The organism is Photobacterium aphoticum (assembly GCF_001029435.1).
Taxonomy (GTDB): domain Bacteria; phylum Pseudomonadota; class Gammaproteobacteria; order Enterobacterales; family Vibrionaceae; genus Photobacterium; species Photobacterium aphoticum.
In genome coordinates this window covers 144,664-166,081 of record NZ_LDOV01000016.1, presented here as the reverse complement: position 1 = coordinate 166,081, position 21,418 = coordinate 144,664, and the positions used below count along the sequence as shown (strand labels likewise).

The window sequence follows — 21,418 nt, the reverse complement described above, 5'->3', positions numbered from 1 at the left end:
AAGGTAGACAGTGCATGGTGGAGAGTGCATGACTGTAACGTTTAAAGATGTTGCTGATTTGGCGGGTGTATCGACACAAACCGTGTCGCGCGTGACCAATGGTTCAGATAATGTGTCCGAAAAGACAAAAATCAGAGTGTTGGCGGCCATTGAGCAGTTGGGGTATGTACCCAACAAGGCGGCGCAATCGTTGAAAGCCAATCAAAACCTGATTGGGGTGGTGTCGTTGAATATGTCATTCCACGGTGCGGGGATGATCAATAACGGTATCCGGTTACGTGCCCATGAATTGGGCTATGCCACAGCCATTGCTGCGGTTGATAATGTGTGCGAGCAGGAAATTGAATCTGCCGTCAGGGAATTGATTGGCCAGAAAGTGTCGTCAATTGTATTGAACATACCGGTATCTGCCGCGTTTGCGGAGCTACTGACACAAAAATACAGTCAGTATGATTTGTTATTTATTGACGTACCTAAACAAGCCAACGTACACCGTGTGTGCAGTGCGAACCGTGCAGGGGCAACGTTAGGAGCGGAGCATTTACTGGCACAAGGCCGTCAGCGTTTTCTGCTGATCACCGGCCCGGCTGAGTCTTATGCCTCCAGTGCGCGTTGCGAAACCTGGCAAGCGGTACTGACGGCGGCGAAGGCGACCATTGTGGGCATTCAGCAAGGGAATTGGTTGGCGGCAGGCGGCTATCAAGCCATGTGTGCAGCATTGGCGCAAACCTGCTTTTTTGATGCGGTGCTGGTGGCGAACGATCAGATGGCGTTGGGCGTTTTGCGCGCGTTGCATGAACACGGCATTGATGTGCCCAATACGGTGGCTGTGGTCGGGTTCGATGGCACCGAAGACAGCGAGTTTTTCTTGCCGCCATTGACGACGGTGAAACAAAATTTCACTGAACATGGCCGTATCGCGGTCGATCAGGTATTGCACTTGGTCGATGATGGTCAGCCGTTGGATGTGGAATTGGATGTGGCGTTGATAGCCCGTGTGAGTTCGATGAACAGCGCTGCACCTTCTGTGAATGCCGCTAATAACGATAACGTGGCACAAGCCAAGCAATTGCTCGAACAGGCGATGCGGTTGTTGTAGGCACTCCGTGGTATGGCAATAAAATAAAGGCCAATGTGCATGTCCACATTGGCCTATCTATTATTTACTTATCTATTTAGCAATTTACTTATTTAGCAATTTACTTATCTATTTAGCAATTTACTTATTTAGCAATTTACTTCTTTTATAGCGGTGAGCTGAAGGGGATCACATCCCGTTAGACGGTACCGCTTCTAACGTTTCTTCGTGTTTATCTAGTCGACCACTGAATCGGGTCAAACCCAATGCAACCAGCACAATAACCGCTCCAGCCCAAGGCGTATTCATCAACCCGGCTTTGGCGACAATCATACCGCCTCCCCAAGATCCCAGTGCGATACCGACGTTAAAGGCGGCAATGTTCAAACCGGAAGCGACATCGACAGCATCTGGTGTATATTTTTCTGCCAGTTTCACCACATAGACCTGTAGCCCCGGAACGTTGCCGAATGCAAAGGCGCCCCATACCAGAATGGTTGCTACCGCAGCGACAGGGTGAACGGCTGTCACGTTAAACACCAGCAACACCGCCGCGAGACCGGAAAAGATAATGGTGAGTGCTTTAATTGGCCCCATTTTATCGGCCATTTTACCGCCCCAGATATTACCGATCGTCACTGACACACCGTACACCAACATGATCAGGCTGATGGCATTGGCATTAAAGCCAGCCACTTGTTCCAAGATGGGGGCTAAAAAAGTAAATGCGGTAAAGGTGCCGCCGTAACCCAGTGCAGTTATGGCATAAACCAGTAATAAACGGGGTTGTGTTAATACTTTTAGCTGGGCAGACAGTTTCGCTGCGGGTGGCTGTTTAAGGTTATTGGGCACCAAAAATGCGCTGCCAATTAAGGCTATCAAACCCAAAATCGCAACGGTTAAGAAGGTGGCTTCCCAACCAAAAGATTGGCCGATGTAGGTCCCTAGCGGCACACCGGTCACCAGTGCAACGGTTAAGCCGGTAAACATGATCGCAATCGCGCTGGCGGCTTTTTCTTTGGACACCAAGCCTGTGGCAATGGTGGAACCAATCGAGAAAAACACGCCGTGTGCGAGGCCCGTTAAAATGCGGGCCACAATCAAGGTGTTGTACCCCGGCGCTTGCCACGCTAATACGTTGCCGATGACAAATAATGACATCACGGCAAGCAAGACATGTTTACGATTCCATTGACCGGTTAGCGCTGTTAAAACGGGGGCGCCAATGGCAACGCCAAGCGCATAAAGGCTCACTAACAAGCCTGCAGAAGGTAAAGATACGTGTAAATCGGCCGCCATTGTGGGGATTAATCCCACGATGACAAACTCTGTGGTTCCGATAGCAAAGGCGCTGAGCGTCAATGCAAGAAGGGCGACAGGCATACGATGACTCACTGTTGTCAGGTTAGGGTTGCATCACGGTAGCGTTGTGTGCGTCATACCGTGCTGCGTTTCGTTGGGAGGCATTATGCGGAGTTCATTTGTTGTGAAAAACGGGCTATTTAACAAATGATATTTGTTATAAATGCAATAATGGCAGTGGCGGTATCATTAGCCCATTTGAATGACGTTGCGTGAGGAGCATGACATGTTGACACGGTCGGACGATTTAGAAATGTTACTGGCGGTGGTGGATAGCGGTGGGTTTTCTGCGGCGGCAGAGTTGTTAGATGTGCAAGTGGCTCGTGTTTCTCGTGCGGTAAGCAAAGTCGAAAAGCAGTTAGGTGTCTCGATATTGAATCGCACCACGCGCCGAATAGAACTGACGGATGAAGGGCGTCAGTTTATTGAATCGGTGCGAGAAGGTTTGCAGCACATTCAACGGGCTGAAGAAGACATCATCGCTCGGGGAGAATTACCGAAGGGACGGCTACGGGTGGATGCGGCGAGTCCATTTGTGTTTCATCAGCTCATTCCGTTAGTGAAAGCGTTCAAGCAGGCATACCCTGACATTGAATTGGAACTGACGTCGAATGAAGGGTTCGTGGATTTGCTGGAAAAGAAGACCGATTTGGCGATTCGCATTGGTCAATTGAGTGATTCTACGTTGCATGCAAGACCTCTCGGGAGCAGCCTGTTGTATATCGTTGCCTCGCCGAATTACCTGACAAAACGGGGTGTCCCGGAAAAAGTGACAGACTTAACGCAGCATGAAACTATCGGCTTTTCAGGCCCCAAAGTGCTTAACCATTGGCCATTGAAAGGGTTTCAAGCGCTACAACCTGTGCTGACGTCCAGTAACGGTGAGACAGTCAGGCAGTTAGCGTTAGCAGGGAATGGCATTGCGTGTCTCTCCGGTTTCATGGTGAAAAAAGATATCGAAGAAGGGCGGCTAATCCCGTTGTTTGAGCATGACAAGCTGACGAACACGGGTCGAGAGCAAGTCAATGCGGTGTATTACAAATCCTCCAATGTGGCGAAACGCATTTCCGCGTTTATTGATTTTATCCAACCGCAATTAACGTTGTAGTCAACATCCGATGACGCGTCATGTGTTCGTCCATTGAAATCCCTTACTCTCCCGTATTCCTTCCGCTACTATCGCGCCATAAAAACACAGACCGGATGGTCGGTTTGTGTTTTGTGGTGGGAAATCATTGGAGCAGTCAGGCTGTTGAAGCGTGTGAGATCTGGGCTGAGCCATGTGCTGGTTGAGTGACGGTGAGGGTAAAGATGAAAGCAGATAAAAAACAACAAACCATTCAAGCGGCGATTGAGCTGTTCGCGACACAAGGCTATGAGAACACGTCGATTGCGCAAATTTGTCAGCATGCACATGTGTCGAAAGGATTGGTGTTTCACCACTTCAAAAATAAGGAAGATTTACTCAGGGCCGTTTTCCTGCGTATGGCGGAGATCATCACCGAAGTCGGTGAGTGTGCCGCGCCACTGAGTGATGATGCATCAGCGAAAGCCCGATTCATTCAATTGGTCGATCAGATCTTTTTGTCGATGGCCGATGAAGAGCAGAAATTGTTTTATCAGTTGGATTACCAGGTGAAATGCCAACCAACCACGCGTCTGATGTTAAAAGATCTGTTGGATGCGCGTTATGACCTGATGCTGGCCTCGTTCAATACCATTTTATGCGATGTTCCAGTGGCAAATTGTGAGATTGATACGCCCTTGCTGATTGCTGAAATCGACGGCATTGCATTGAACTACTTGTTTGCCGACGAGTCTGCCAGCGATGCCTACCCGCTTGAAGCGATGAAAGAACGCTTCATCAACAAGTATCTGTTATTACTTAATTTATAAGTTGGATAAACGAACAATGAAAACCCCATATCAAATCCAGTACGAAGCGTTTTTAGCGGAGGGCGGTATTTATGATGAGCGTCATGCCAAGCTGTATGCTGAACTGGCTGAGGATCTGATCGCTGAAGGCAGTTATTCCATCGTGTTTGAGGGTGTTGCGCATGCGTGTTATACCCCAATGACGTTAGTCAACGCGCCGCATTTGAAATGCTATATCATGGCACCGCTAGCGGTATTGCCTGACTTTCAGGGCCAACGTTATGCAACGCGACTGATGGAGGAAGCCGAGAAACACCTCAATGCCGATGCGATTTTTGTACTGGGCGACCCGATGCATTACGCCACGCGTTACAACACACCGCATCAGGTCGCCTTCCCGGTAGAAACCCAAGCGCCGGTGGAATGCTGGTTCGCGAAAGAATTAACGCCAGGTGTGTTGGCACAAGTCGGTGAAACGGCATCAAGTATCACAGGGGCGTTTGCCAACCCCATTATGTGGAAAGAGCCAAGCGAGCAGGTGTAATTGCACGTAGGTGAGTCAACATTATTCAGCCATTGCTCTTAGGAGTGATGGCTTTTTCGTTTTATGTGGCGTTCATACTCAATGATGAAACCGATATGGCCACTTTATTGAAAATCGCTAATGAGCGTTGGTTTTTCGGAAAAGAAGATTTTGCTGAACAGCGATTTGTATTGCCATCCGCGATGTAACAGGCGATGGGCGAGGTGCTTATTTTCAATGATCGCCACTTCGAGGCCTTGGTAGTGGTGCGGATGGCTTCTGACGTAATCAAGGAACTGGGTGAAGACCCCTTGTCCTCTTACCGAGGGATCAAAGTGAACAGATACAATGGAAAAACGCTGACTGCCAACCGGGCAACGTACAAAGCAGCTCCCTAACGGGTGATGGATGGTTTCAGAAAACTCAGGAAAGGGGCGCGTGTCGAGATCTTCTGATATCTGATCATATTGCGCACACAGGTAATGAAAAAGATGTTTCGCTTTGTCATTCATCACGGCCTCGTTGGGGGCTATCTGGGTTAATGGCGTTTGTTTTCTTTTCCATTGTAACCACAGAATATCGCCAAAATGGCGGTAGACTTTTAATGTGACGCTTTCCTCTTTTGACATCACAGGTCTCTTGGGTGGTATGCAATGTTAATTAGCAAAGCCCCGACAACTGTACGGATGGAAGACGTATGAATGTTGATGATTTTTCTTATTGGCGAAGTTTGCGTCGAAAGCGTTGGTATATATGTTATTGTTTTTATTCGAAAGAAAAATAAAAGATAGAAATAACTATCTATTCTGGATACAAAGTGTATAGTGGCCGTAGCTCAAAAATTTGAGCTACAAATGAAAAATTATTTCAAGATCTTCTCAGTTTCCTTTCGATTAAATTCGTCATATTTATCCTGCGATAGCTTTTTATTCATGTTTGATATGATCACATTTATTGTGATTGTTAATATTGCAGGGGGATATATGTCAAATTCAAGCACCGTTTTTTCAACGTCATTGAATGATGAAAACGGCCTTCGTTTTATCACTTAATTATTGATTAATAACGCATGATGCTTATAAATTCATGTGTTTATATTATTTGTTATTCTAACAATTGTGTAATAACGCCGCTCCTCTCATTTTAATGTCAGTTTCTATGGCGTAATTTAACTTTGTGAGTTGAAGGTGGTTGTTAATATTTAACCTGTTGGATGATGAAATTAAAATTGTTTAATGCTTCATCATAAATGGAAAGATCACTGTGAAAAAGAAATCGCCCAACTCTTCTCTGGCTCACTACACAAGTCAAGTTCGCAAAGATAAAAACGATGCTAGAGAAAGTAAGCCTAATAATATTCATCAAGTATGACGTAAAATCGAAGATATTCTGTTGGAACGGGAATAGAAAAAAGAGTTAGATCTTTGAGAGTAAGAGGAAATTATGAAAAAGCCAGTTAAAAGCAATAGCAAAAAAATGCGTAAAGGTGAGTTTGAAGAGCGATTTACGCAAATGGTCGGTGCGTATAATAAAGAGAAAGAAACGCTAGACTCTTTGACGGAAGGGACACCTGAGTATACAAAACAAAAGAAACTGTGTGATAGCCTTTTCGAAAAAGCTGAACGTTTCATCAACATGCATCAGTAGTCATGATGATTTCCCCCTAATTCAAAATAACGCATTCATCTTCAAGGTAAAATGGGTTTTGAGTTAGGGTGAAGATTTCACCGTCGTGCCATAGGGTATGTTGGTGAATGGCCTTGTTTTTTGAGTGTGACGATCCTCTTGCGATAGACGCACCATGAATATCAGTGTGCCGATACCTCCTCCTGCCCCTACCCGCAATATACCTCATTTCTGCATCAGATAATGCGCCATTAGACCAAGAACGCCGCATACGGATATCTGTTCTCATTCCTCTTTCTCATCGATGATGAATACTTCTAGTTATAAAACTATCAACAAAAGCATTGATTTTATAAAATTTTTACAGACAATAGCCTCCCTCGATTTATCCTGCTTGTTAAGGACTACAACATGCAACACGACAACTCACCTGTCGTACAACGCTATATTGAGCTTATTCAAACCCGTAAGAGTCACTATGATCAGCGTCTTGAAGATTTTCGCGATGTGAAAGCACAAGCGGATCTTGTCGACTTACCTCGTGTGCAAAAAAACGAAACCAATATCAAGCGCACTAAGTTAGTGGGCGGTTTGATTATTGCGGCTTTCATTGGCTACGCCATGTTTGGATAAGGATCTGGCTATGGAAAATTACATCAATATGCTGGTGAGCAATGCAGATCTGTTCGCTAGCATTCACTCCAAGAAACCGAATTTTGCGACGGATTGGTATAACAGTTTTGGTCTCAGCCTGTGTCTGTTTAACAATGAAAGTAAAGACTGCAAAAAAGCGCTGAAAATTAAAGAAAAAACGCGTAAAAAAATCATTGCGCGTGAGCCTCACGTTAAAACGCTTGAAGAAGCGCGCGAGGCATTTGCTGCTACGAAGCGTTTTGAATCTTATGAAAACACCGTAGACGCGTATAAATTCCCGTGTGCCGATGCAAAATGGCGTGTTCATCACCTTTCCGAAGTGTTGGAATTATTAGCCGCTGATCGCACAGAAGAGGCCCTAGCCGCGATTGAGCGCTTGCCGGTTGATTTCCAATTACATCAATCACTGTGGGGACAGATCATCCTGTTCATTCTGACGGCGCAATCGGGTGATCAAGCTGAAGCGAAGCAGTTAGCACAAGGCTTGTTTGAGTTATCGCAAGGTGAGTTTTATCACATCATGCTTGGCGTGGTGATGCCTGCATTGTGTAAGCGATTCCTGGCAGAAGAATTCTACCCATGGCAGATGAAAATGGTGGAAGTGAACTGGGAAGGTCAAACTTATTATTGTGTCCCTGTGACTATCCATAACTCACAAACCGACGGGGGCAATGAATTTATGCAGATCCCTTGGTTCGAGCGTGAAAAAGTCGAAAACGTGTATTACCGAGATGAGAGAGGTCGTCGTTATCATACCGTGGAAACGGTTGCGACAAATACGGTGACCACAGCTGTATCAGTGGCGGCGAACTTGGCGGTGAACATTACCGCGCAATCTATTTCAGCGGCAGCTCGATACTATTCGAAAGGGAAGTTCCAAGCGTATAGCGGTATTAACCCGCTTAACACCATGATGTTATCTAAAAGCGTGCACCTGCCTATCGATTCGCGTGGGTATATTGTTTCAACGGATAAGGCGGTTATTGCGCCTTGGTTGGCGTATGGCGAGTCGGCCAAAGTGAACAATCACGACGCATTCTTAAATTTGGTCGATGGTCAGGTCTATAAGGGCCCGAAAGGTAAAGACATTCCAAATGCCGAAGGTTTGCTGGCCCTGCTTGCGAAACAAATTAACGAATAAAGCGATGAATTTCAGCGGGCCTGTATTGGCCCGTTATTTTGCTCGTTCTGTTGAATTTACCGGTATGGTAATTAAGCTTTTTCCATGGTTTTACGGGAAATGGCCAATACCCATTTACGCGGTAATAAAGGCACGACCCAGTTCAGCAAAAATTGTAATGGACGTTCATTAAAGGCCACCAATGTGCCTTTTTCCATCGCCTGATAGCCACAGGCTGCGACGGATTCCGCAGACTTTGCCAGCTTCCAGATATCCACCCCCTCTAAATTTCCCGCTTCCACAAAACCTGTTGCCACGGTACCCGGACATAACACTGTGACGGTAATGCCTTGGTCTTTTACCTCTTCGGCAATGGCTTGGCTGAAAGAGGTCACATACGCTTTGGTTGCGTAGTACACCGCTTGCAGCGGTCCCGGCAGGAAAGACGCAGTGGAAGAAACATTTAAGATGCGTCCGTGTTGACGTGCCACCATCTCTTTGAGGTAAAGGTGGGTCAGGTTCGTTAATGTCACCATGTTCACTTGCATCATGGCTTGTTCCTCACGCAGTGCGCGTTCGTGGAATTTCCCGTGTCCACCAAAGCCTGCATTGTTGATCAGCGTGTCGATATGAATGCCTAAATCCAATGTCGTCTTGTAGACGGTGTGAGCGGCATCAGGTTGAGACAGATCGGCGGGGATAAGCGTCGCCGTAATGCCGTACTGGGCTTTCAGTTCCGATTTCAAGGCATTGAGCTTGTCTTCAGAGCGGGCGACCAAAACGACATCACCCCCTTTGCTGGCATGGATTTTTGCCAATTCCATACCAATACCGCTTGATGCACCGGTGATTAACGCGGTGCTGTTTATAGTTGCTGCCATGATAACGGTCCTTAATTTTTATTTGTTCTTGTTTTTTCCGCGTTGGAATACCGCGTTGTTTTGCTGACAGGGACAGTATATGCCTACTGATGGCGGCATGAGATACCCAATGATGACAGGTGGTATGCAAATCGCGCCAATGTGCATATTTTCGCTTTTGGAAGGGAATGCGAGGCACTGCAAACTAATCTGACGTTCATGCCTTTTTTCTCAGCAGTGTCTTTAATACGCTATTTATTAATGCAAAAGAATGCAGCAAATACCAAGGATTGGGCATGAAACGAGGTCGAGGGAAATCCGGCGCGAATCAATCTAAGCGCGCACAGCAAGGTCAAATTAAACCAGAACTGGAAAAGTTAAACCCTGAAAAACAAAGTTCTACAAGACATAACTCCAAAAGACAGGGCTCGAAAGCAAATAGCACGAAAACGAATAGTTCGGAAACAGCACAAGGGAGCCATAAACCCATCATCTTGATGCAAATGCCGATTAAAGGACGTTTGGGTCTGCTCACAAAGGCAATAAATCGCAGTATTTTTGCTTTATTTCCATGGGGATATATTGTCCTGAGTGTGTGCTTGGTGCTGTTTGGTACACAGGTCATCGCGTTCGATTTCGCTTGGGGGATGGCACTGTTATTTTCTCCTGTGTTGTTAGTGCTGCTGTGGGCACTCATCGGGGGCTTTCTCGTCATGCTATTGGGGGAGGATGTCGGGGATCGTGCCTTATGTCTCGTGCTTTTTGTACTTATGCCACTGCCGTTTATGGTCATGATGGCGGTATTGAACACCGTCTATTTTGATGTCTTCATGGATGTGATGAAGATGATTTATATCGTGATCTTGGGATCCTTCGTGTATGGCGTTATTAAACAAACCAACGATATTCAGTGTTTTCTTTATGCCTGGATCCGGCCATTAAGTGTATCGGCGGCGGTCTTGTTTGTATTGGCATTGATTGAAGCCACGTATCCGTACCCGGAGACGGAAATTTGGGGAGCCAATTTTGCGCCGTGCGAGACAGAGGAATACGTGTTTAAAGGCGCGGTGAAAAGCAGGCAAACGTGTGTGGCCCTGTTTAGGCATAAGGGGGAACGTGTGGTCATGGCGTTTCCCGATACTTACCCGGTGATTACCGTCAGGCAGGGATTATTGGATCACTTTACCAATGAAAGAAAGGCGCACTAGCGGTTGCTGTTGAACCATGCATTAAGGAATCGGTGATGTATAGAAAAGTGATGCTTGTGTGTCTGTTGCTGTGTTCGCCCCAGGTGCTGGCCAGTAAGCTGTCTTTAGAATGTTATTTACACCCGGGTAATGATGTTAATCAGCCCGTGCAGAGCCAATTGAGGGATGTTGAGTTAGTGGGAAACAAAGCGCAGCCGCTTGGAGCCGCCAACGTGTTTTCCCTTGCACCCTATGAGTTTTGGGTGATGAACGGGGCGATCATGACCATGAATGATGTTTCGGATGTTTTATGGTTTCAGGTGGCGATTAAAAACACGGATACGGGCGAGTTCTATCATGCAATGAGTAATGAGCGCATGTTTCTCAGTAAGGATGCACTGAAGGCGCGGTTAAGCCTTGTGAAATATCATGAGGGAACGATGCAGGAAAAAGCGGAAATACTGTATGAGTGCAACACACCGTTAGAGTGAGTGTTGAATCATGTGAGTAATCGAGATGCAAAGAGCCAGATCATCTGGCTCTTTCTGTTTTACTATCAGCTTGTTTACGTCTATCCGTGCTTATTGCCGCTGACAAACCGAGGCACGACGCACCAGTGTTGGCATAAACAGTTTTTGCTCGCCGCGCTCGACTGGCACATTGTTCGCCAGCATCAATGAGAGTTTCACTGCTTCACTGGCCATCACTTGGATGGGGTAGCGAATGGTGGTGAGACGCGGGTAGATATAGCGGGCAATATGGCCATCATCAAACCCGATCACCGACATTTCTTCCGGTATGCGAATGCCATTTTCCTGTAGCAGCGCCAAACAGCCGGCGGCCATGTCATCGTTGTAGGTAGCGACTGCGGTGATAGGGGTGTTTTTGGCAATCAGGTTCACCATGGCTTGTTCGCCGCCGCATTCATCCGGCTCCCCGTATTCAATGAAGTGATCTTTGGGTTCAATGCCGTTATCGCGCAGTGCGTCAAGGTAACCGGCCAGGCGGTCGTGCGCATCTTCAATGTCATGGCTTGAGCATATATACCCAATGTCACGGTGGCCGTTTCGGATCAGATAATCGGTCGCCAGATACGCGCCGCGATGGTTGTCGAGTGCAATACAGCGATCAGCAATGGCCGGCACTGTGCGGTTGATGATCACCATGCCGGGGATCTCTTGCGCCAGCGTGGTGAGCTCGTCATCACTCAAGCCTTTACTGTGTACCACCAGGGATTCACAACGGCTGTTGATCAGCAGGTTAATGGCGTTACGCTCTTTGTTGGCATCGTGGTAGCCGCTGCCGATTAGAAGTTGTTTTTCCTGCTCACTGGCGATGGTATCAATGGCTTTGACCATGGTACCGAAGAAAGGGGCGGACACATCATTGACCAGCACACCAATGGTGTTGGAGGACTTGCTCACCAGCGCACGGGCGTTGGCATTCGGACGATAGCCCAGCTTTTTCATCGCGGCTTGTACGGCGGCAATGGCTGTCTGGCTGGTGTTCGGGGCATTGTTGATCACCCGGGAAGTCGTGGCGATGGAGACCCCTGCTTCTTTCGCAACGTCTTTAATGGTAGCCATAGGGCCCTCGTGGTTGATGTGTTTTTGGTAACAGCCTGCATCTAACAATAGTTAGCGTGATAACTCAAACGGAAAACGGGCGTTAAGTGTACGGTTTCAAGGTTTTAAGTGATTTTTGATGGTTTTTAATGCATTTGATAAAGGCGTGAAGCGCAAGCGATGAAAAAATCCCCAAGTCTTCGCGAAGGAAGCTTGGGGATGTTTATCGGTCAGCTAACTGTATGTCTAGCGCCTAGCGAATTACTGGGCTGCGGGTGCCAAGGTGATGCGGTATTGATAGGCTTTGTCCGTCAATTGGTATTCAGCATGCACGCTTGGGCTCCAAGAGTCATCGCCGCCTACACCCATGTGCTGGTGGTCAAGGCGCAGATACACCACGTCTTCCGCTGTCAGTTCATTGGTGTGCTTGGCCTCGGCCAGTTGCTGCTGGCTGTAGCGACTCACGTTAAACATAAACTGGCCGAAGGCTTCAAGGTTGCCCAGTTGCAGCCATTGCGTACCACAACGTAGCCCACTGTCGGTCGGGAAAATGTATGGCGTATGCATGGCGCTCAGCGGTTGGGTGTAACGGCCAACACGCGCTGCGGCCAGACGGTCAGGGTAGTTCTCAAACGGGCCTAGACCTTGCCAGGTGATCAGGCAGTCTTCATGTTCCGGCTGCTGTGTTTCTGATTGGGCATGCACATTCGCTGTTAGCGGCAGCACCATTTCCATCCCGATGCGTGGCATTGGCGGCAGGTGATCTGCCAGTTTCACATCCACATCGATATCCATCTTGCCGTCATTATGCAGCGTGTACGTCCATGTGGTGATGGCTTGGATCTCGCCACCAAAATGGTAAGCGAACATGGCGGTGACCAATACGGCCTGACGTTGGGTTTGGCTGTCACACTGTACGCATTGACGTTCCCAGCGACCGATCCCGGCCATGTCCCAACGGCACACCCAAGCATTCGGGTCGACGTTATCTACTTCGCTCACACCAATGTCATTATCCAGCGGGGCGCGGAAGAAGTTATCTTCTGGTGCGCGAATACATTGTGCGCTGCCGTCCACCGTCCATTGCGTCAGCAGGCCTGTGGTGGTGTTCCACTGCCATTGATGACGCGTATCGTCACTGGTGACGGTCAGGGTGTCGTTCTCAACCTGCAATTGCGGTGCTGCTTGTGTGTTCAGTGTCGGTAACACCAAGCCACAGTGGTTACGCAGCGCAAACTGTTCGCTGGCACAGCAGTGTTCGGCGTCTGCCCATGCGGTCGCAGTGATCAGGCGAATGTCAGTGTTCAGGTGGTACTGCGTATCGGTCTTCGGTGTGAAGTCCAAGGCGACTGTCAGAGTTTGTACACTGTCAGCGGCAATATTCAGCGGGCACTGACCGGTTTGGATCACCACGCCATTTTCCAATAGCGACCAATGCAGCATTTCATTATCGGTCGCGCGGAACAGATACTCGTTTCGCACGGTTAACTCGCAGGTGGCTTGTGATGGCGATACCTGAATGTGCTCAGCAAGTGCGACCGTGATCATACGCTGGCAGAACTTGGCCTCTTCCAGTGTCGGGTGCGGGGTGCGATCCGGGAAGACCAGGCCGTTAATACAGAACTGACGGTCATTGATTTCATCGCCGAAGTCGCCACCGTAGGCCCAGAAATGCGTGCCGTTAGCATCCTTCTGGCTCAAGCCTTGGTCAACCCAGTCCCAAATAAAGCCACCTTGCAGGCGTGGGAACTCACGGAACGCGTTCCAGTACTGATCAAAACTGCCCAGACTGTTACCCATGGCGTGGGCGTATTCACACAAAATCAGCGGACGGTGCTCGTTAGGCAGTGAAATCCATTTTTTGATCGGCCATTTGGGCACGGCTTCATCGTCAATGGTACTGTTCACGCGCGCGTACATCGGTGCAATGATGTCGGTGGCTGTACTGTTAGCGCCGCCGCCTTCGTACTGGACCGGACGGGATGGGTCGAATTGTTTTGACCACGCATACATCGCGTTATGGTTGCTGCCGTGGCCGGATTCGTTACCCAGTGACCAAATGATGATCGACGGGTGGTTCTTATCACGCAGTACCATTTGGGTGTAGCGACTCATGTAAGCGTGTGCCCACTGCGGATCCGCCGACAGACGGTTCATCGGTTGCATGCCGTGGGTTTCAATATTGGCTTCATCGCATACATACAAGCCGTATTGGTCACACAGTTCATACCAACGTGGGTGGTTCGGGTAGTGGGCGGTACGCACGGCATTGAAGTTGTACTGCTTCATCAGGCAGATATCGCGGATCATATCGGCGTCGGTCATCACATGACCCAATTCAGGGTGATGCTCGTGACGGTTCACCCCACGGATCAGCAGCGGTTTGCCATTCAGCATCAGCTGACCGTCTTTGATTTCCACTTTACGGAAACCGACCGGGTAGGCTTCGCTTTCGATGTGGTTACCATCGGCATCCAGCAGCGACACGACCAAGCGATACAGGTTCGGGGTTTCGGCACTCCATTGTTTCGGCTCACGAATGTGTAGCGTCTGGAACACCACGTCGTCATACGTGCCTCGCTCGTCAATGCGACGGTTGTGTGGACGGTCGATACGTGGCTCGCTGACCGCGTTTTCCCCGTCAAACAACTGCACTTGTACTTGGTACGAATCTGGCGCGTTCAGGTGCGTCACAACCGACAGGGATCCGTCACGGTAACAGGCGTCTAAATCTGGCGTGATGAACACATCTTCAATGCAGTGCTGCGGTTTGCTCAGTAGGGTGACATCACGGAAAATGCCGCTCATCCACCACATGTCCTGATCTTCTAAGTAACTGCCGTCACACCAGCGGATCACCATCACGGTCAAGCTGTTGGTGCCGACGTTCAGATGTGGTGTCAGATCAAACTCTGCCGGTAAGCGGCTGTCTTGGCTGTAACCGATCCACTGGCCGTTACACCACAAGTGAAACGCTGAGTTCACGCCATCAAAAATGATGCGCTGTGTCTGAGTCAGATCGGCGTCGGTTAACGTGATTTCTGTGCGGTAACAACCGGTTGGGTTGTCTGCCGGCACAAATGGCGGATTCACGTCAAACGGGTATTTCACGTTGGCGTAAATCGGTTTGTCGTAACCCTGTAACTGCCAGTTAGCCGGTACAGTAATGCGATCCCACGCGCTGTCATCAAACTGCGGGTCGATGAAGGCACCGTCGACCTGCTCTGGTGCATCAAACAATTTGAACGCCCATTGCCCGTTAAGAGAGCGGCACTGGGCATGACGGCCATCGCGGGCGTGTTCCGGTTGGCGGTAACTCGCCAGTGGGCTGTGTGCTTTTAAGCAGTGAATATTCACTGATTGTGGGTTTTCCCAGTCGCGTCGCTGAATAATGCTTAGAAATGCCGTCATGGTTTCCTACTTCTGTTCTCTTTGTTGTGAGGGGCAGTGTGGGTGCAATCTTTCTGCTGGGCGTGGCGTCGACAGTGATTGTCGTGTTTGCCCGCCGACCTTTTTCTGGAGTGTAAAATAAAACTGGAAACGTTTTCATGATGAGGGTGGCATTTTTACTAATTTGATGTGAAATTTAACGCGTTATTCGGATGTTTCTGGCCTCAATAAAGCATTATTCATTCTCTGTAGGTATACATGGGGTGCTTAATGTGCGTTTGCGTGGTGATTCTGTTGGTTTTTACGCCAATGCTGTATTTAAAATACGCATTTGGATTATTCGGAGTGAAAACGTTCCCATTTGTGTGGTGTGAATCACAGTAATTGCCGTTTTTTAAATTATGATACGCATCAATTAACGGCCCATCGGGTGGCTCTCTGTTATGCAAGGAAAAGCAAAATGACGGTAAAATCTCTGATTGAATTAGTGGGAACGCACACCCAATTGATGGTTGAAATGGGGGATTTCGCCGAGATTTTGCACTGGGGGCTACCCGTAAAAGGCAATATAGACAACAGCCGTTTAGCGTTGCAACGTCCGGTACCGTATGGCCGTTTAGATAACGACGTGGCAATGACGTTAAGCCCTGAACTGGGGCGTGGCGTATTCAGCAGCCCGGGTTTAGAAGGGCACCGAAACGGACAAGACTGGGCGCCGGTGTTTGTGATCACCCAGATCACCCCGCAGGAAGAAGGCACCGTGATTGTCAGCGAAGATGCGAAAGCGGGTCTGCGTTTAACCACCGAACTGTTTTTGGATACGTTTGATGTGGTGAAAACCCGGCACACGCTGACTAACCTCAAAGCCGGAGCTTATCAGGTGAATCGTTTGGCGAACACCTTGCCGTTGCCTGCCCGTGCGAACGAGTTGATGACCTTTTACGGTCGTTGGGTCAAAGAATTTCAAACCGAACGTCAAGCGCTGCCGCAAGGGGGTTACCAGCAGGAAAACCGCCGTGGCCGTACCTCGCATGAACATTACCCTGCTTTAGTGGCTGGTACAGCGCATTTCAATGAAATGCAGGGTGATGTGTGGGGCTTTCATTTTGCGTGGAGTGGCAACCACCGTTTGCGCGTAGACGTTAAAGCGGACGGTCGCCGTGTGATGCAGGCAGAAGTGATTTACCTGCCGGGCGAAGTGAGCCTTCAGCAGGGTGAAAGCCTGACGACGCCGTGGTTGTACGCCAGCTACAGCCATCAGGGCCTTAATGGCATGAGCCACCAATTCCACTCACACGTGCGTCGTTCTATTTTGCCGTGTGAGTTTGCTCAGAAGCCGCGTCCTATTCATCTGAATACGTGGGAAGGGATCTATTTTGACCATCATCCAGACTACATCATGGCGATGGCGACCCAAGCGGCCGACATGGGTGTCGAGCGTTTCATCATTGATGACGGCTGGTTCAAAGGCCGTAACGGCGACAAAGCCGGGCTGGGTGATTGGTTCTTGGACCGTGAAAAATACCCACAAGGTTTAGCGCCAGTGGTGGCACACGTGAATGCGCTGGGAATGGAGTTTGGCTTGTGGTTTGAGCCCGAGATGATCAATAAAGATTCGGATTTATTCCGTACCCATCCCGATTGGTTATTGGCCGTTGACGGTTATGATCAGCCGACGGGCCGAAATCAGTATGTGATTGATCTGCAAAATAACGCAGCGTTTAATTTTCTGTTTGAACGCCTGGATCATTTCCTGAGCCAGTACAACATTGCCTATATCAAGTGGGATATGAACCGCGAAGTGGTGCAGCCGGGACACCTCGGCCAAGCGGCTGCGCATCAGCAAACCCAACGCTATTATCAATTGGTCGATAAAGTACGCGCCAAGCACCCGACGGTGGAGATTGAATCGTGCGCGGCAGGCGGTGGTCGTATTGATTTTGAAGTGCTGAAACGGACTCATCGTTTCTGGGCGTCAGACAACAATGATGCGTTGGAACGCCAGACTATTCAACGTGGCATGAGCTACTTTTTCCCGCCGGAAGTGATGGGCAGCCACATTGGGGCCAGCCATTGTCACAGCACGCGTCGTCGTCACAGCATTGCCTTCCGTGGTTTAACGGCACTGTGCGGGCACATGGGCATTGAACTGGATCCGGTTAAAGAATCGGCGGATGAAAAACAAGGGTTTGAGCATTACATCAAGCTGCACAAAATGCTGCGTCCACTGCTGCACGGTGGCCGTACCTGGCGAGTGCCGACCGATGATCAGGCCCATCAGGTGCATGCTGTGGTTGCCAACGACCTCAGTGAAGCCGTGGTATTGGTGGCGCAATTAGCCATGCCAACCCATGCATTAAGCGGTCACTTACGTATTCCGGGGTTAGATCCACAAGCCACTTACCGCATTACGGTGCTGGATAAGCCAAGCAATTACGATGATATCGTGAACTATCAGCCGCCGTGGACAGAATCCGGCTGTGAGTTGACCGGTGATTGGTGTGAATCGGTAGGCTTAACCATGCCGATTCTGGATGCGGAAACCGCGATGTTGATCAAATGCGAAAAGATTGACTGATAGCCCCCTCATTATTTACGTGCTTATTGCGATAAACACGCCCATTTTTCTCTTTTATCCTAAGTTTGCATTTTGCAGCCGCATTGGTGTTAAGCCCATGCGGTTTTTTTTATGTGCTTCTATGGGGATAACGTTCTATGAGGAGAGGGGCGACGTGATACGCGGCAATGGAATGTGAGTTGTGAAACCGTTTTCAACTTGTTTTACGTCTCAATAGTCGTCAAAATCAGATAATACGCGTATTTAATGCGTAAGAAGTATAAAAATAGCGCTCTGGATCTCACTTTTCTGAACTGGCTGTAAACGTTTCCATAAAGAGGCAGTGGATCACAGATTCCAAGTGGCAGAGTGGGTACATTTGTCATCAGACTGAAGGGGCAGTGACGGCAATGCGCGATCGTTAGGTGAACGCAGCAGCACTGGACATAACCATTAAAAACACAAGGTCAGTGTTGCAAGCCCGTGCGAGGGAAAAGCAGGAACGGACCGGAAGGATAGAATATGTCTGATCAAATTACGCTACAAACCAAGTTATCGTACGGGTTAGGTGCGCTGGGCAAAGACTTCGCCTGTGCGCCTATCTACATTTTTTTAATGTTCTATTTCACGGATGTGGCGGGTTTGTCGGCGGCGTTCGTCGGCACCATTTTCCTTGCCGCTCGTATTATTGATGCTATTACTGACCCGATGATGGGCGTGGTGGTGGACAATACCCGTTCTACATTCGGTAAGTTCCGCCCTTGGATTGTGATTGGCACGCTACTCAATGCCATCGTGCTGGTGGGCTTGTTCAGTACGCACATGTTTGAAGGCACCGCGCTGTACATTTACGCGGCGGCGGCGTACATCTTGTGGGGCTTAACCTACACCATTATGGATATCCCTTACTGGTCGATGATCCCTGCGCTGTCGAGCTCACGTCAGGAGCGTGAAAAATTGGTGGTGTGGCCGCGTTTGTTTGCGAGCTTGGCATGGTTCATTACCGGTACTTACGGCCTGCACATTGTCGGCAAACTAGGTAACGGTGACCAAGGTGACGGCTTCTTTAATGTCGCGATGCTGATTGCGGTACTGTTCGTGATGAGTGCCTTCCTGATGGCCCGTAACGTGAAAGAAAAAGCGGCACCTGCCGATGCGAAACCGGCGGAAAAATTCAGCTTTAAAGATGTATTGGTGATTATCGGTCAGAACGACCAGCTAAAAGCACTGATCGGTACCGTACTGTCATTCCAGATTGCGAACCTGTTGGTCGGTGGCTTTGCGATTTACTACTTCTCTTACGCATTGGGCAATGCCGATTTGTTCCCGGTGTACATGATGGTGGCAGGTATTGCAGAAGTGGCGGGGGTGTTCCTGTTTCCTCGTATCGCGGCGCTGCTTCCTCGCAAGTACCTTTGGTTGATGGCAAGTGGTTTCCCGGTACTGTCTTGTGTGATCCTGCTGGTGATGAGTGTGATTGCACCGGGTAATGCACTATTGATTGGTGTTGCAGGTGCCGCGATTAAGTTCGGTGTCGGTATCGCGAACGCCCTGCAAACCGTCATGTTGGCAGACGTGGTGGACTACGGTGAGTACAAAACCGGTCATCGCAGTGAGAGTGTGATTTTCTCTGTACAAACTATGCTGGTGAAATTTGCTGGCGCAGCCGGTGGTTTCATCGTGGGTGTGGGTCTGTCAGTGGTGGGTTATGTGCCAAACGTTGAACAGTCTGCCAGCACCATTATGGGTCTGCAGTTCATGATGGTCGGTCTGCCAGCCATTCTGATGACAGTGAGTGCTCTGGTTTACCGCCGCTACTACCGCCTGCATGATGGCTTTGATAAAGCCGCTGCTGAGCGTAGCGAAAACGCGCAAGGCACACCGGTTGAAGCGTAATCTCTTAGAATATTGAAATAGGTAAAAAACCGTGCGGTGTTCTCTGGCCGCACGGCACATTCCATATCTAAACAGTCAGTATCTCAACACCTCAAAAATACAAATAACATTCTCTCAAGTCATTTGGAGTCAGATCATGCGGTCTGGCTCTTTTTTTCATCCCGCTTTTCCAACAAAAAATCCACCAAGGCGCGCACGCGTTTGGCTTTTTGGCTGTGCTGGTGGAAATACACATGCACGCCGGAGATAGACGTCCAGTAGTCGGGTAATACCGGGATCAGTTCGCCCGATGTAAAGTAAGGCTCAAACACCGGCCCCATCAACTGCCCAATGCCCAGCCCGTTTAAGGCGGCATCCACCACCAAATAGGTGTCATTCACCACCAAGGCGCGGGGCATTTCAACGGTAATGCGGTGATTGTCTTGCAGTAATTCAAACGGCGCTAATTGATTAGACGTGATGTAACGGTATTGAACGGCTTTGTGGTGTTTCAGCTCATCGGGCGTTTGCGGCAGGCCAAACTGGGCCACATACGCCGGAGAGGCTGCCAGCGCTCTGTCCATAGGAGGTGTCAGCGGGTGTGCCACCATGCCGGCTTCCACTTTCTCACCAAAGCGGATCCCCATATCAAAGCCTTCACGCATGATGTCGACGGTCGCGTCTGACAACGAAATCTCTAACTCAATGGCCGGATAGCGCTGACAAAATTCCACATAGACCGGTTTGATCAGCATGTGATAAACAAAGTGCGGCATGGTAATACGCACTTTGCCTGACGGCTGGTGGCCGAGATCGCTGATGCTTTCCACCGCCAGATTCAGTGCTGACATGGAGGTGAGGGTGCGTTCATGCAGCAATTGCCCCGCTTCAGTCAGCTCGATATGGCGGGTAGATCGAGTAAACAGCGGCAAGCCGAGTTGCTTTTCAAGCGCTTTGAGGGCCTGGCTAACCGATGCCGGCGCCACTTCTAAATGACGGGCGGCTTGCGTCAGGCTGCCCGCCTGCACAATGGCATGGAAAATCTGTAATTGGTTGTAGGTAGCACCATTCATGGGGCGGTCTCCGTCAATAATGAAGGCACGTGTACGCCGTGATTCAGGGCAGTATAGGATGATTGTTAGGCATTTCCTAATAATGATTTAAGCGTAACAAGGCTAAAAGTAAATAATGGTAAGGCGTATGCTAGCGGCATCAATTTGAAATAACGTATTGAGAATGAATAAGGGAAACAGGATGAGTGATTGCGTAGAGCGTTTGGATGATGAGCAGGAACGTCGTATTCGCCAGTTTGTGTCGCACTGGTTTGGCTCGTTTGATCGCCTGACCGAAGAAAGCGGTTATTTCACGCCGTACTTGGCCGACGATGTGGTGATCACCATGCCGGAAGGGACGTTCCATGGTCATGATGGTTTCCGCGATTGGTATGCTATCGCACTTAGCCTTTTTAAATCGGATTGCCACCATCAGCTTGAGCAGGTGGAAGTACAGCCAGCAGCCACGGCACCTTCAGCGGGGCGCACAGCGTATGAAGTGACCATGCGTATTCGTCTGCAAGCGCAAACCCATTCAACGTCCCCGATGGGTGGCGAGCCGGCAGATTTTTCATTGAATGAAACCTGGCGTGTGAGCGTGAATGAGGCAGGGAATGTGCTTATCCATGAATATCACGTCGTGCCAGTTAACGGGGATGCTGAATAAGCACGCTACGCCATCAGCCCAGGTATA

The 21,418-nt window shown here is 49.2% G+C and carries 18 protein-coding genes; 12 read left to right on the top strand and 6 right to left on the bottom strand.

The window, feature by feature from the left end; all coding sequences use genetic code 11:
• The first annotated feature begins 28 nt into the window (after positions 1-28).
• Positions 29-1,099: a LacI family DNA-binding transcriptional regulator gene (locus tag ABT58_RS08965; protein ID WP_047874035.1), complete on the top strand. Its 1,071-nt coding sequence runs from the start codon at positions 29-31 to the stop codon at positions 1,097-1,099.
• A 168-nt stretch (positions 1,100-1,267) separates the two neighbouring features.
• Here ABT58_RS08965 and ABT58_RS08960 read toward each other — a convergent pair whose 3' ends face one another.
• Entirely contained in the window at positions 1,268-2,461 is a 1,194-nt protein-coding gene (locus ABT58_RS08960; RefSeq protein WP_047874034.1) for an MFS transporter, read from the bottom strand.
• Between the two features lie 205 nt (positions 2,462-2,666).
• On the opposite strand from ABT58_RS08960, the gene ABT58_RS08955 reads away from it, so the two are divergent.
• The 3 genes from ABT58_RS08955 to ABT58_RS08945 all read left to right on the top strand — a co-directional run bounded on the left by ABT58_RS08955 (position 2,667) and on the right by ABT58_RS08945 (position 4,859).
• Complete coding sequence (locus ABT58_RS08955; protein WP_047874033.1) at positions 2,667-3,548, top strand: LysR substrate-binding domain-containing protein; 882 nt, start codon at positions 2,667-2,669, stop codon at positions 3,546-3,548.
• 203 nt (positions 3,549-3,751) lie between these two features.
• Positions 3,752-4,336, top strand: coding sequence for a TetR/AcrR family transcriptional regulator (locus ABT58_RS08950; protein WP_047874032.1), 585 nt, complete (start codon positions 3,752-3,754; stop codon positions 4,334-4,336).
• Positions 4,337-4,352: 16 nt separating this feature from the next.
• Positions 4,353-4,859, top strand: coding sequence for a GNAT family N-acetyltransferase (locus ABT58_RS08945; protein ID WP_047874031.1), 507 nt, complete (start codon positions 4,353-4,355; stop codon positions 4,857-4,859).
• Between the two features lie 104 nt (positions 4,860-4,963).
• Here the strand turns inward: ABT58_RS08945 and ABT58_RS23700 are convergent, their stop codons facing one another.
• Complete coding sequence (locus ABT58_RS23700) at positions 4,964-5,350, bottom strand: hypothetical protein (protein WP_082211044.1); 387 nt, start codon at positions 5,348-5,350, stop codon at positions 4,964-4,966.
• Positions 5,351-6,281: 931 nt separating this feature from the next.
• Between ABT58_RS23700 and ABT58_RS08935 the strand changes: the two genes are divergently transcribed.
• The 3 genes from ABT58_RS08935 (at position 6,282) to ABT58_RS08925 (ending at position 8,259) form a co-directional block, all read left to right on the top strand.
• Complete coding sequence (locus ABT58_RS08935) at positions 6,282-6,485, top strand: hypothetical protein (protein WP_047874029.1); 204 nt, start codon at positions 6,282-6,284, stop codon at positions 6,483-6,485.
• A 390-nt stretch (positions 6,486-6,875) separates the two neighbouring features.
• Positions 6,876-7,097 carry a hypothetical protein gene (locus ABT58_RS08930; protein WP_047874028.1) on the top strand — a complete coding sequence of 74 codons (222 nt, stop codon included), beginning with the start codon at positions 6,876-6,878 and terminating at the stop codon, positions 7,095-7,097.
• Between the two features lie 10 nt (positions 7,098-7,107).
• Positions 7,108-8,259: a hypothetical protein gene (locus ABT58_RS08925; protein ID WP_047874027.1), complete on the top strand. Its 1,152-nt coding sequence runs from the start codon at positions 7,108-7,110 to the stop codon at positions 8,257-8,259.
• A gap of 71 nt (positions 8,260-8,330) precedes the next feature.
• On the opposite strand, the gene ABT58_RS08920 is transcribed toward ABT58_RS08925, so the two are convergent.
• On the bottom strand, positions 8,331-9,107 hold the full coding sequence (locus tag ABT58_RS08920; RefSeq protein WP_107205067.1) for an SDR family NAD(P)-dependent oxidoreductase: 777 nt from the start codon (positions 9,105-9,107) through the stop codon (positions 8,331-8,333).
• A 287-nt stretch (positions 9,108-9,394) separates the two neighbouring features.
• On the opposite strand from ABT58_RS08920, the gene ABT58_RS08915 reads away from it, so the two are divergent.
• Both ABT58_RS08915 and ABT58_RS08910 read left to right on the top strand, forming a co-directional pair.
• Entirely contained in the window at positions 9,395-10,306 is a 912-nt protein-coding gene (locus ABT58_RS08915) for an ABC transporter permease (protein ID WP_047874025.1), read from the top strand.
• A gap of 35 nt (positions 10,307-10,341) precedes the next feature.
• The gene (locus ABT58_RS08910; protein WP_047874024.1) at positions 10,342-10,776 is read left to right on the top strand and encodes a hypothetical protein; all 435 of its coding nucleotides are present in this window, start codon (positions 10,342-10,344) and stop codon (positions 10,774-10,776) included.
• A gap of 90 nt (positions 10,777-10,866) precedes the next feature.
• On the opposite strand, the gene ABT58_RS08905 is transcribed toward ABT58_RS08910, so the two are convergent.
• Positions 10,867-11,871, bottom strand: a complete 1,005-nt coding sequence (locus tag ABT58_RS08905; RefSeq protein WP_047874023.1) for a substrate-binding domain-containing protein — start codon at positions 11,869-11,871, stop codon at positions 10,867-10,869.
• Positions 11,872-12,111: 240 nt separating this feature from the next.
• Positions 12,112-15,261 (bottom strand): beta-galactosidase, encoded by a 3,150-nt coding sequence (locus ABT58_RS08900; protein ID WP_047874022.1) that lies wholly within the window; start codon positions 15,259-15,261, stop codon positions 12,112-12,114.
• A gap of 439 nt (positions 15,262-15,700) precedes the next feature.
• On the opposite strand from ABT58_RS08900, the gene ABT58_RS08895 reads away from it, so the two are divergent.
• Together ABT58_RS08895 and melB are read left to right on the top strand one after the other, a co-directional pair.
• Entirely contained in the window at positions 15,701-17,818 is a 2,118-nt protein-coding gene (locus ABT58_RS08895) for an alpha-galactosidase (RefSeq protein WP_047874021.1), read from the top strand.
• Positions 17,819-18,319: 501 nt separating this feature from the next.
• Entirely contained in the window at positions 18,320-19,693 is a 1,374-nt protein-coding gene (melB, locus tag ABT58_RS08890; RefSeq protein WP_047874020.1) for a melibiose:sodium transporter MelB, read from the top strand.
• A gap of 134 nt (positions 19,694-19,827) precedes the next feature.
• Here melB and ABT58_RS08885 read toward each other — a convergent pair whose 3' ends face one another.
• Positions 19,828-20,745 (bottom strand): LysR family transcriptional regulator, encoded by a 918-nt coding sequence (locus ABT58_RS08885; protein WP_047874019.1) that lies wholly within the window; start codon positions 20,743-20,745, stop codon positions 19,828-19,830.
• A gap of 181 nt (positions 20,746-20,926) precedes the next feature.
• Here ABT58_RS08885 and ABT58_RS08880 point away from each other — a divergent pair, with 181 nt between their 5' ends.
• On the top strand, positions 20,927-21,391 hold the full coding sequence (locus ABT58_RS08880) for a nuclear transport factor 2 family protein (RefSeq protein ID WP_053063035.1): 465 nt from the start codon (positions 20,927-20,929) through the stop codon (positions 21,389-21,391).
• The last annotated feature ends 27 nt before the right edge of the window (positions 21,392-21,418 follow it).

Coding starts and splice junctions, on each gene's coding strand:
- ABT58_RS08965 (WP_047874035.1), top strand. CDS start 29: ATGACTGTAACGTTTAAAGATGTTGCTGATTTGGCGGGTGTATCGACA.
- ABT58_RS08960 (WP_047874034.1), bottom strand. CDS start 2,461: ATGCCTGTCGCCCTTCTTGCATTGACGCTCAGCGCCTTTGCTATCGGA.
- ABT58_RS08955 (WP_047874033.1), top strand. CDS start 2,667: ATGTTGACACGGTCGGACGATTTAGAAATGTTACTGGCGGTGGTGGAT.
- ABT58_RS08950 (WP_047874032.1), top strand. CDS start 3,752: ATGAAAGCAGATAAAAAACAACAAACCATTCAAGCGGCGATTGAGCTG.
- ABT58_RS08945 (WP_047874031.1), top strand. CDS start 4,353: ATGAAAACCCCATATCAAATCCAGTACGAAGCGTTTTTAGCGGAGGGC.
- ABT58_RS23700 (WP_082211044.1), bottom strand. CDS start 5,350: ATGAATGACAAAGCGAAACATCTTTTTCATTACCTGTGTGCGCAATAT.
- ABT58_RS08935 (WP_047874029.1), top strand. CDS start 6,282: ATGAAAAAGCCAGTTAAAAGCAATAGCAAAAAAATGCGTAAAGGTGAG.
- ABT58_RS08930 (WP_047874028.1), top strand. CDS start 6,876: ATGCAACACGACAACTCACCTGTCGTACAACGCTATATTGAGCTTATT.
- ABT58_RS08925 (WP_047874027.1), top strand. CDS start 7,108: ATGGAAAATTACATCAATATGCTGGTGAGCAATGCAGATCTGTTCGCT.
- ABT58_RS08915 (WP_047874025.1), top strand. CDS start 9,395: ATGAAACGAGGTCGAGGGAAATCCGGCGCGAATCAATCTAAGCGCGCA.
- ABT58_RS08910 (WP_047874024.1), top strand. CDS start 10,342: ATGTATAGAAAAGTGATGCTTGTGTGTCTGTTGCTGTGTTCGCCCCAG.
- ABT58_RS08905 (WP_047874023.1), bottom strand. CDS start 11,871: ATGGCTACCATTAAAGACGTTGCGAAAGAAGCAGGGGTCTCCATCGCC.
- ABT58_RS08900 (WP_047874022.1), bottom strand. CDS start 15,261: ATGACGGCATTTCTAAGCATTATTCAGCGACGCGACTGGGAAAACCCA.
- ABT58_RS08895 (WP_047874021.1), top strand. CDS start 15,701: ATGACGGTAAAATCTCTGATTGAATTAGTGGGAACGCACACCCAATTG.
- melB (WP_047874020.1), top strand. CDS start 18,320: ATGTCTGATCAAATTACGCTACAAACCAAGTTATCGTACGGGTTAGGT.
- ABT58_RS08885 (WP_047874019.1), bottom strand. CDS start 20,745: ATGAATGGTGCTACCTACAACCAATTACAGATTTTCCATGCCATTGTG.
- ABT58_RS08880 (WP_053063035.1), top strand. CDS start 20,927: ATGAGTGATTGCGTAGAGCGTTTGGATGATGAGCAGGAACGTCGTATT.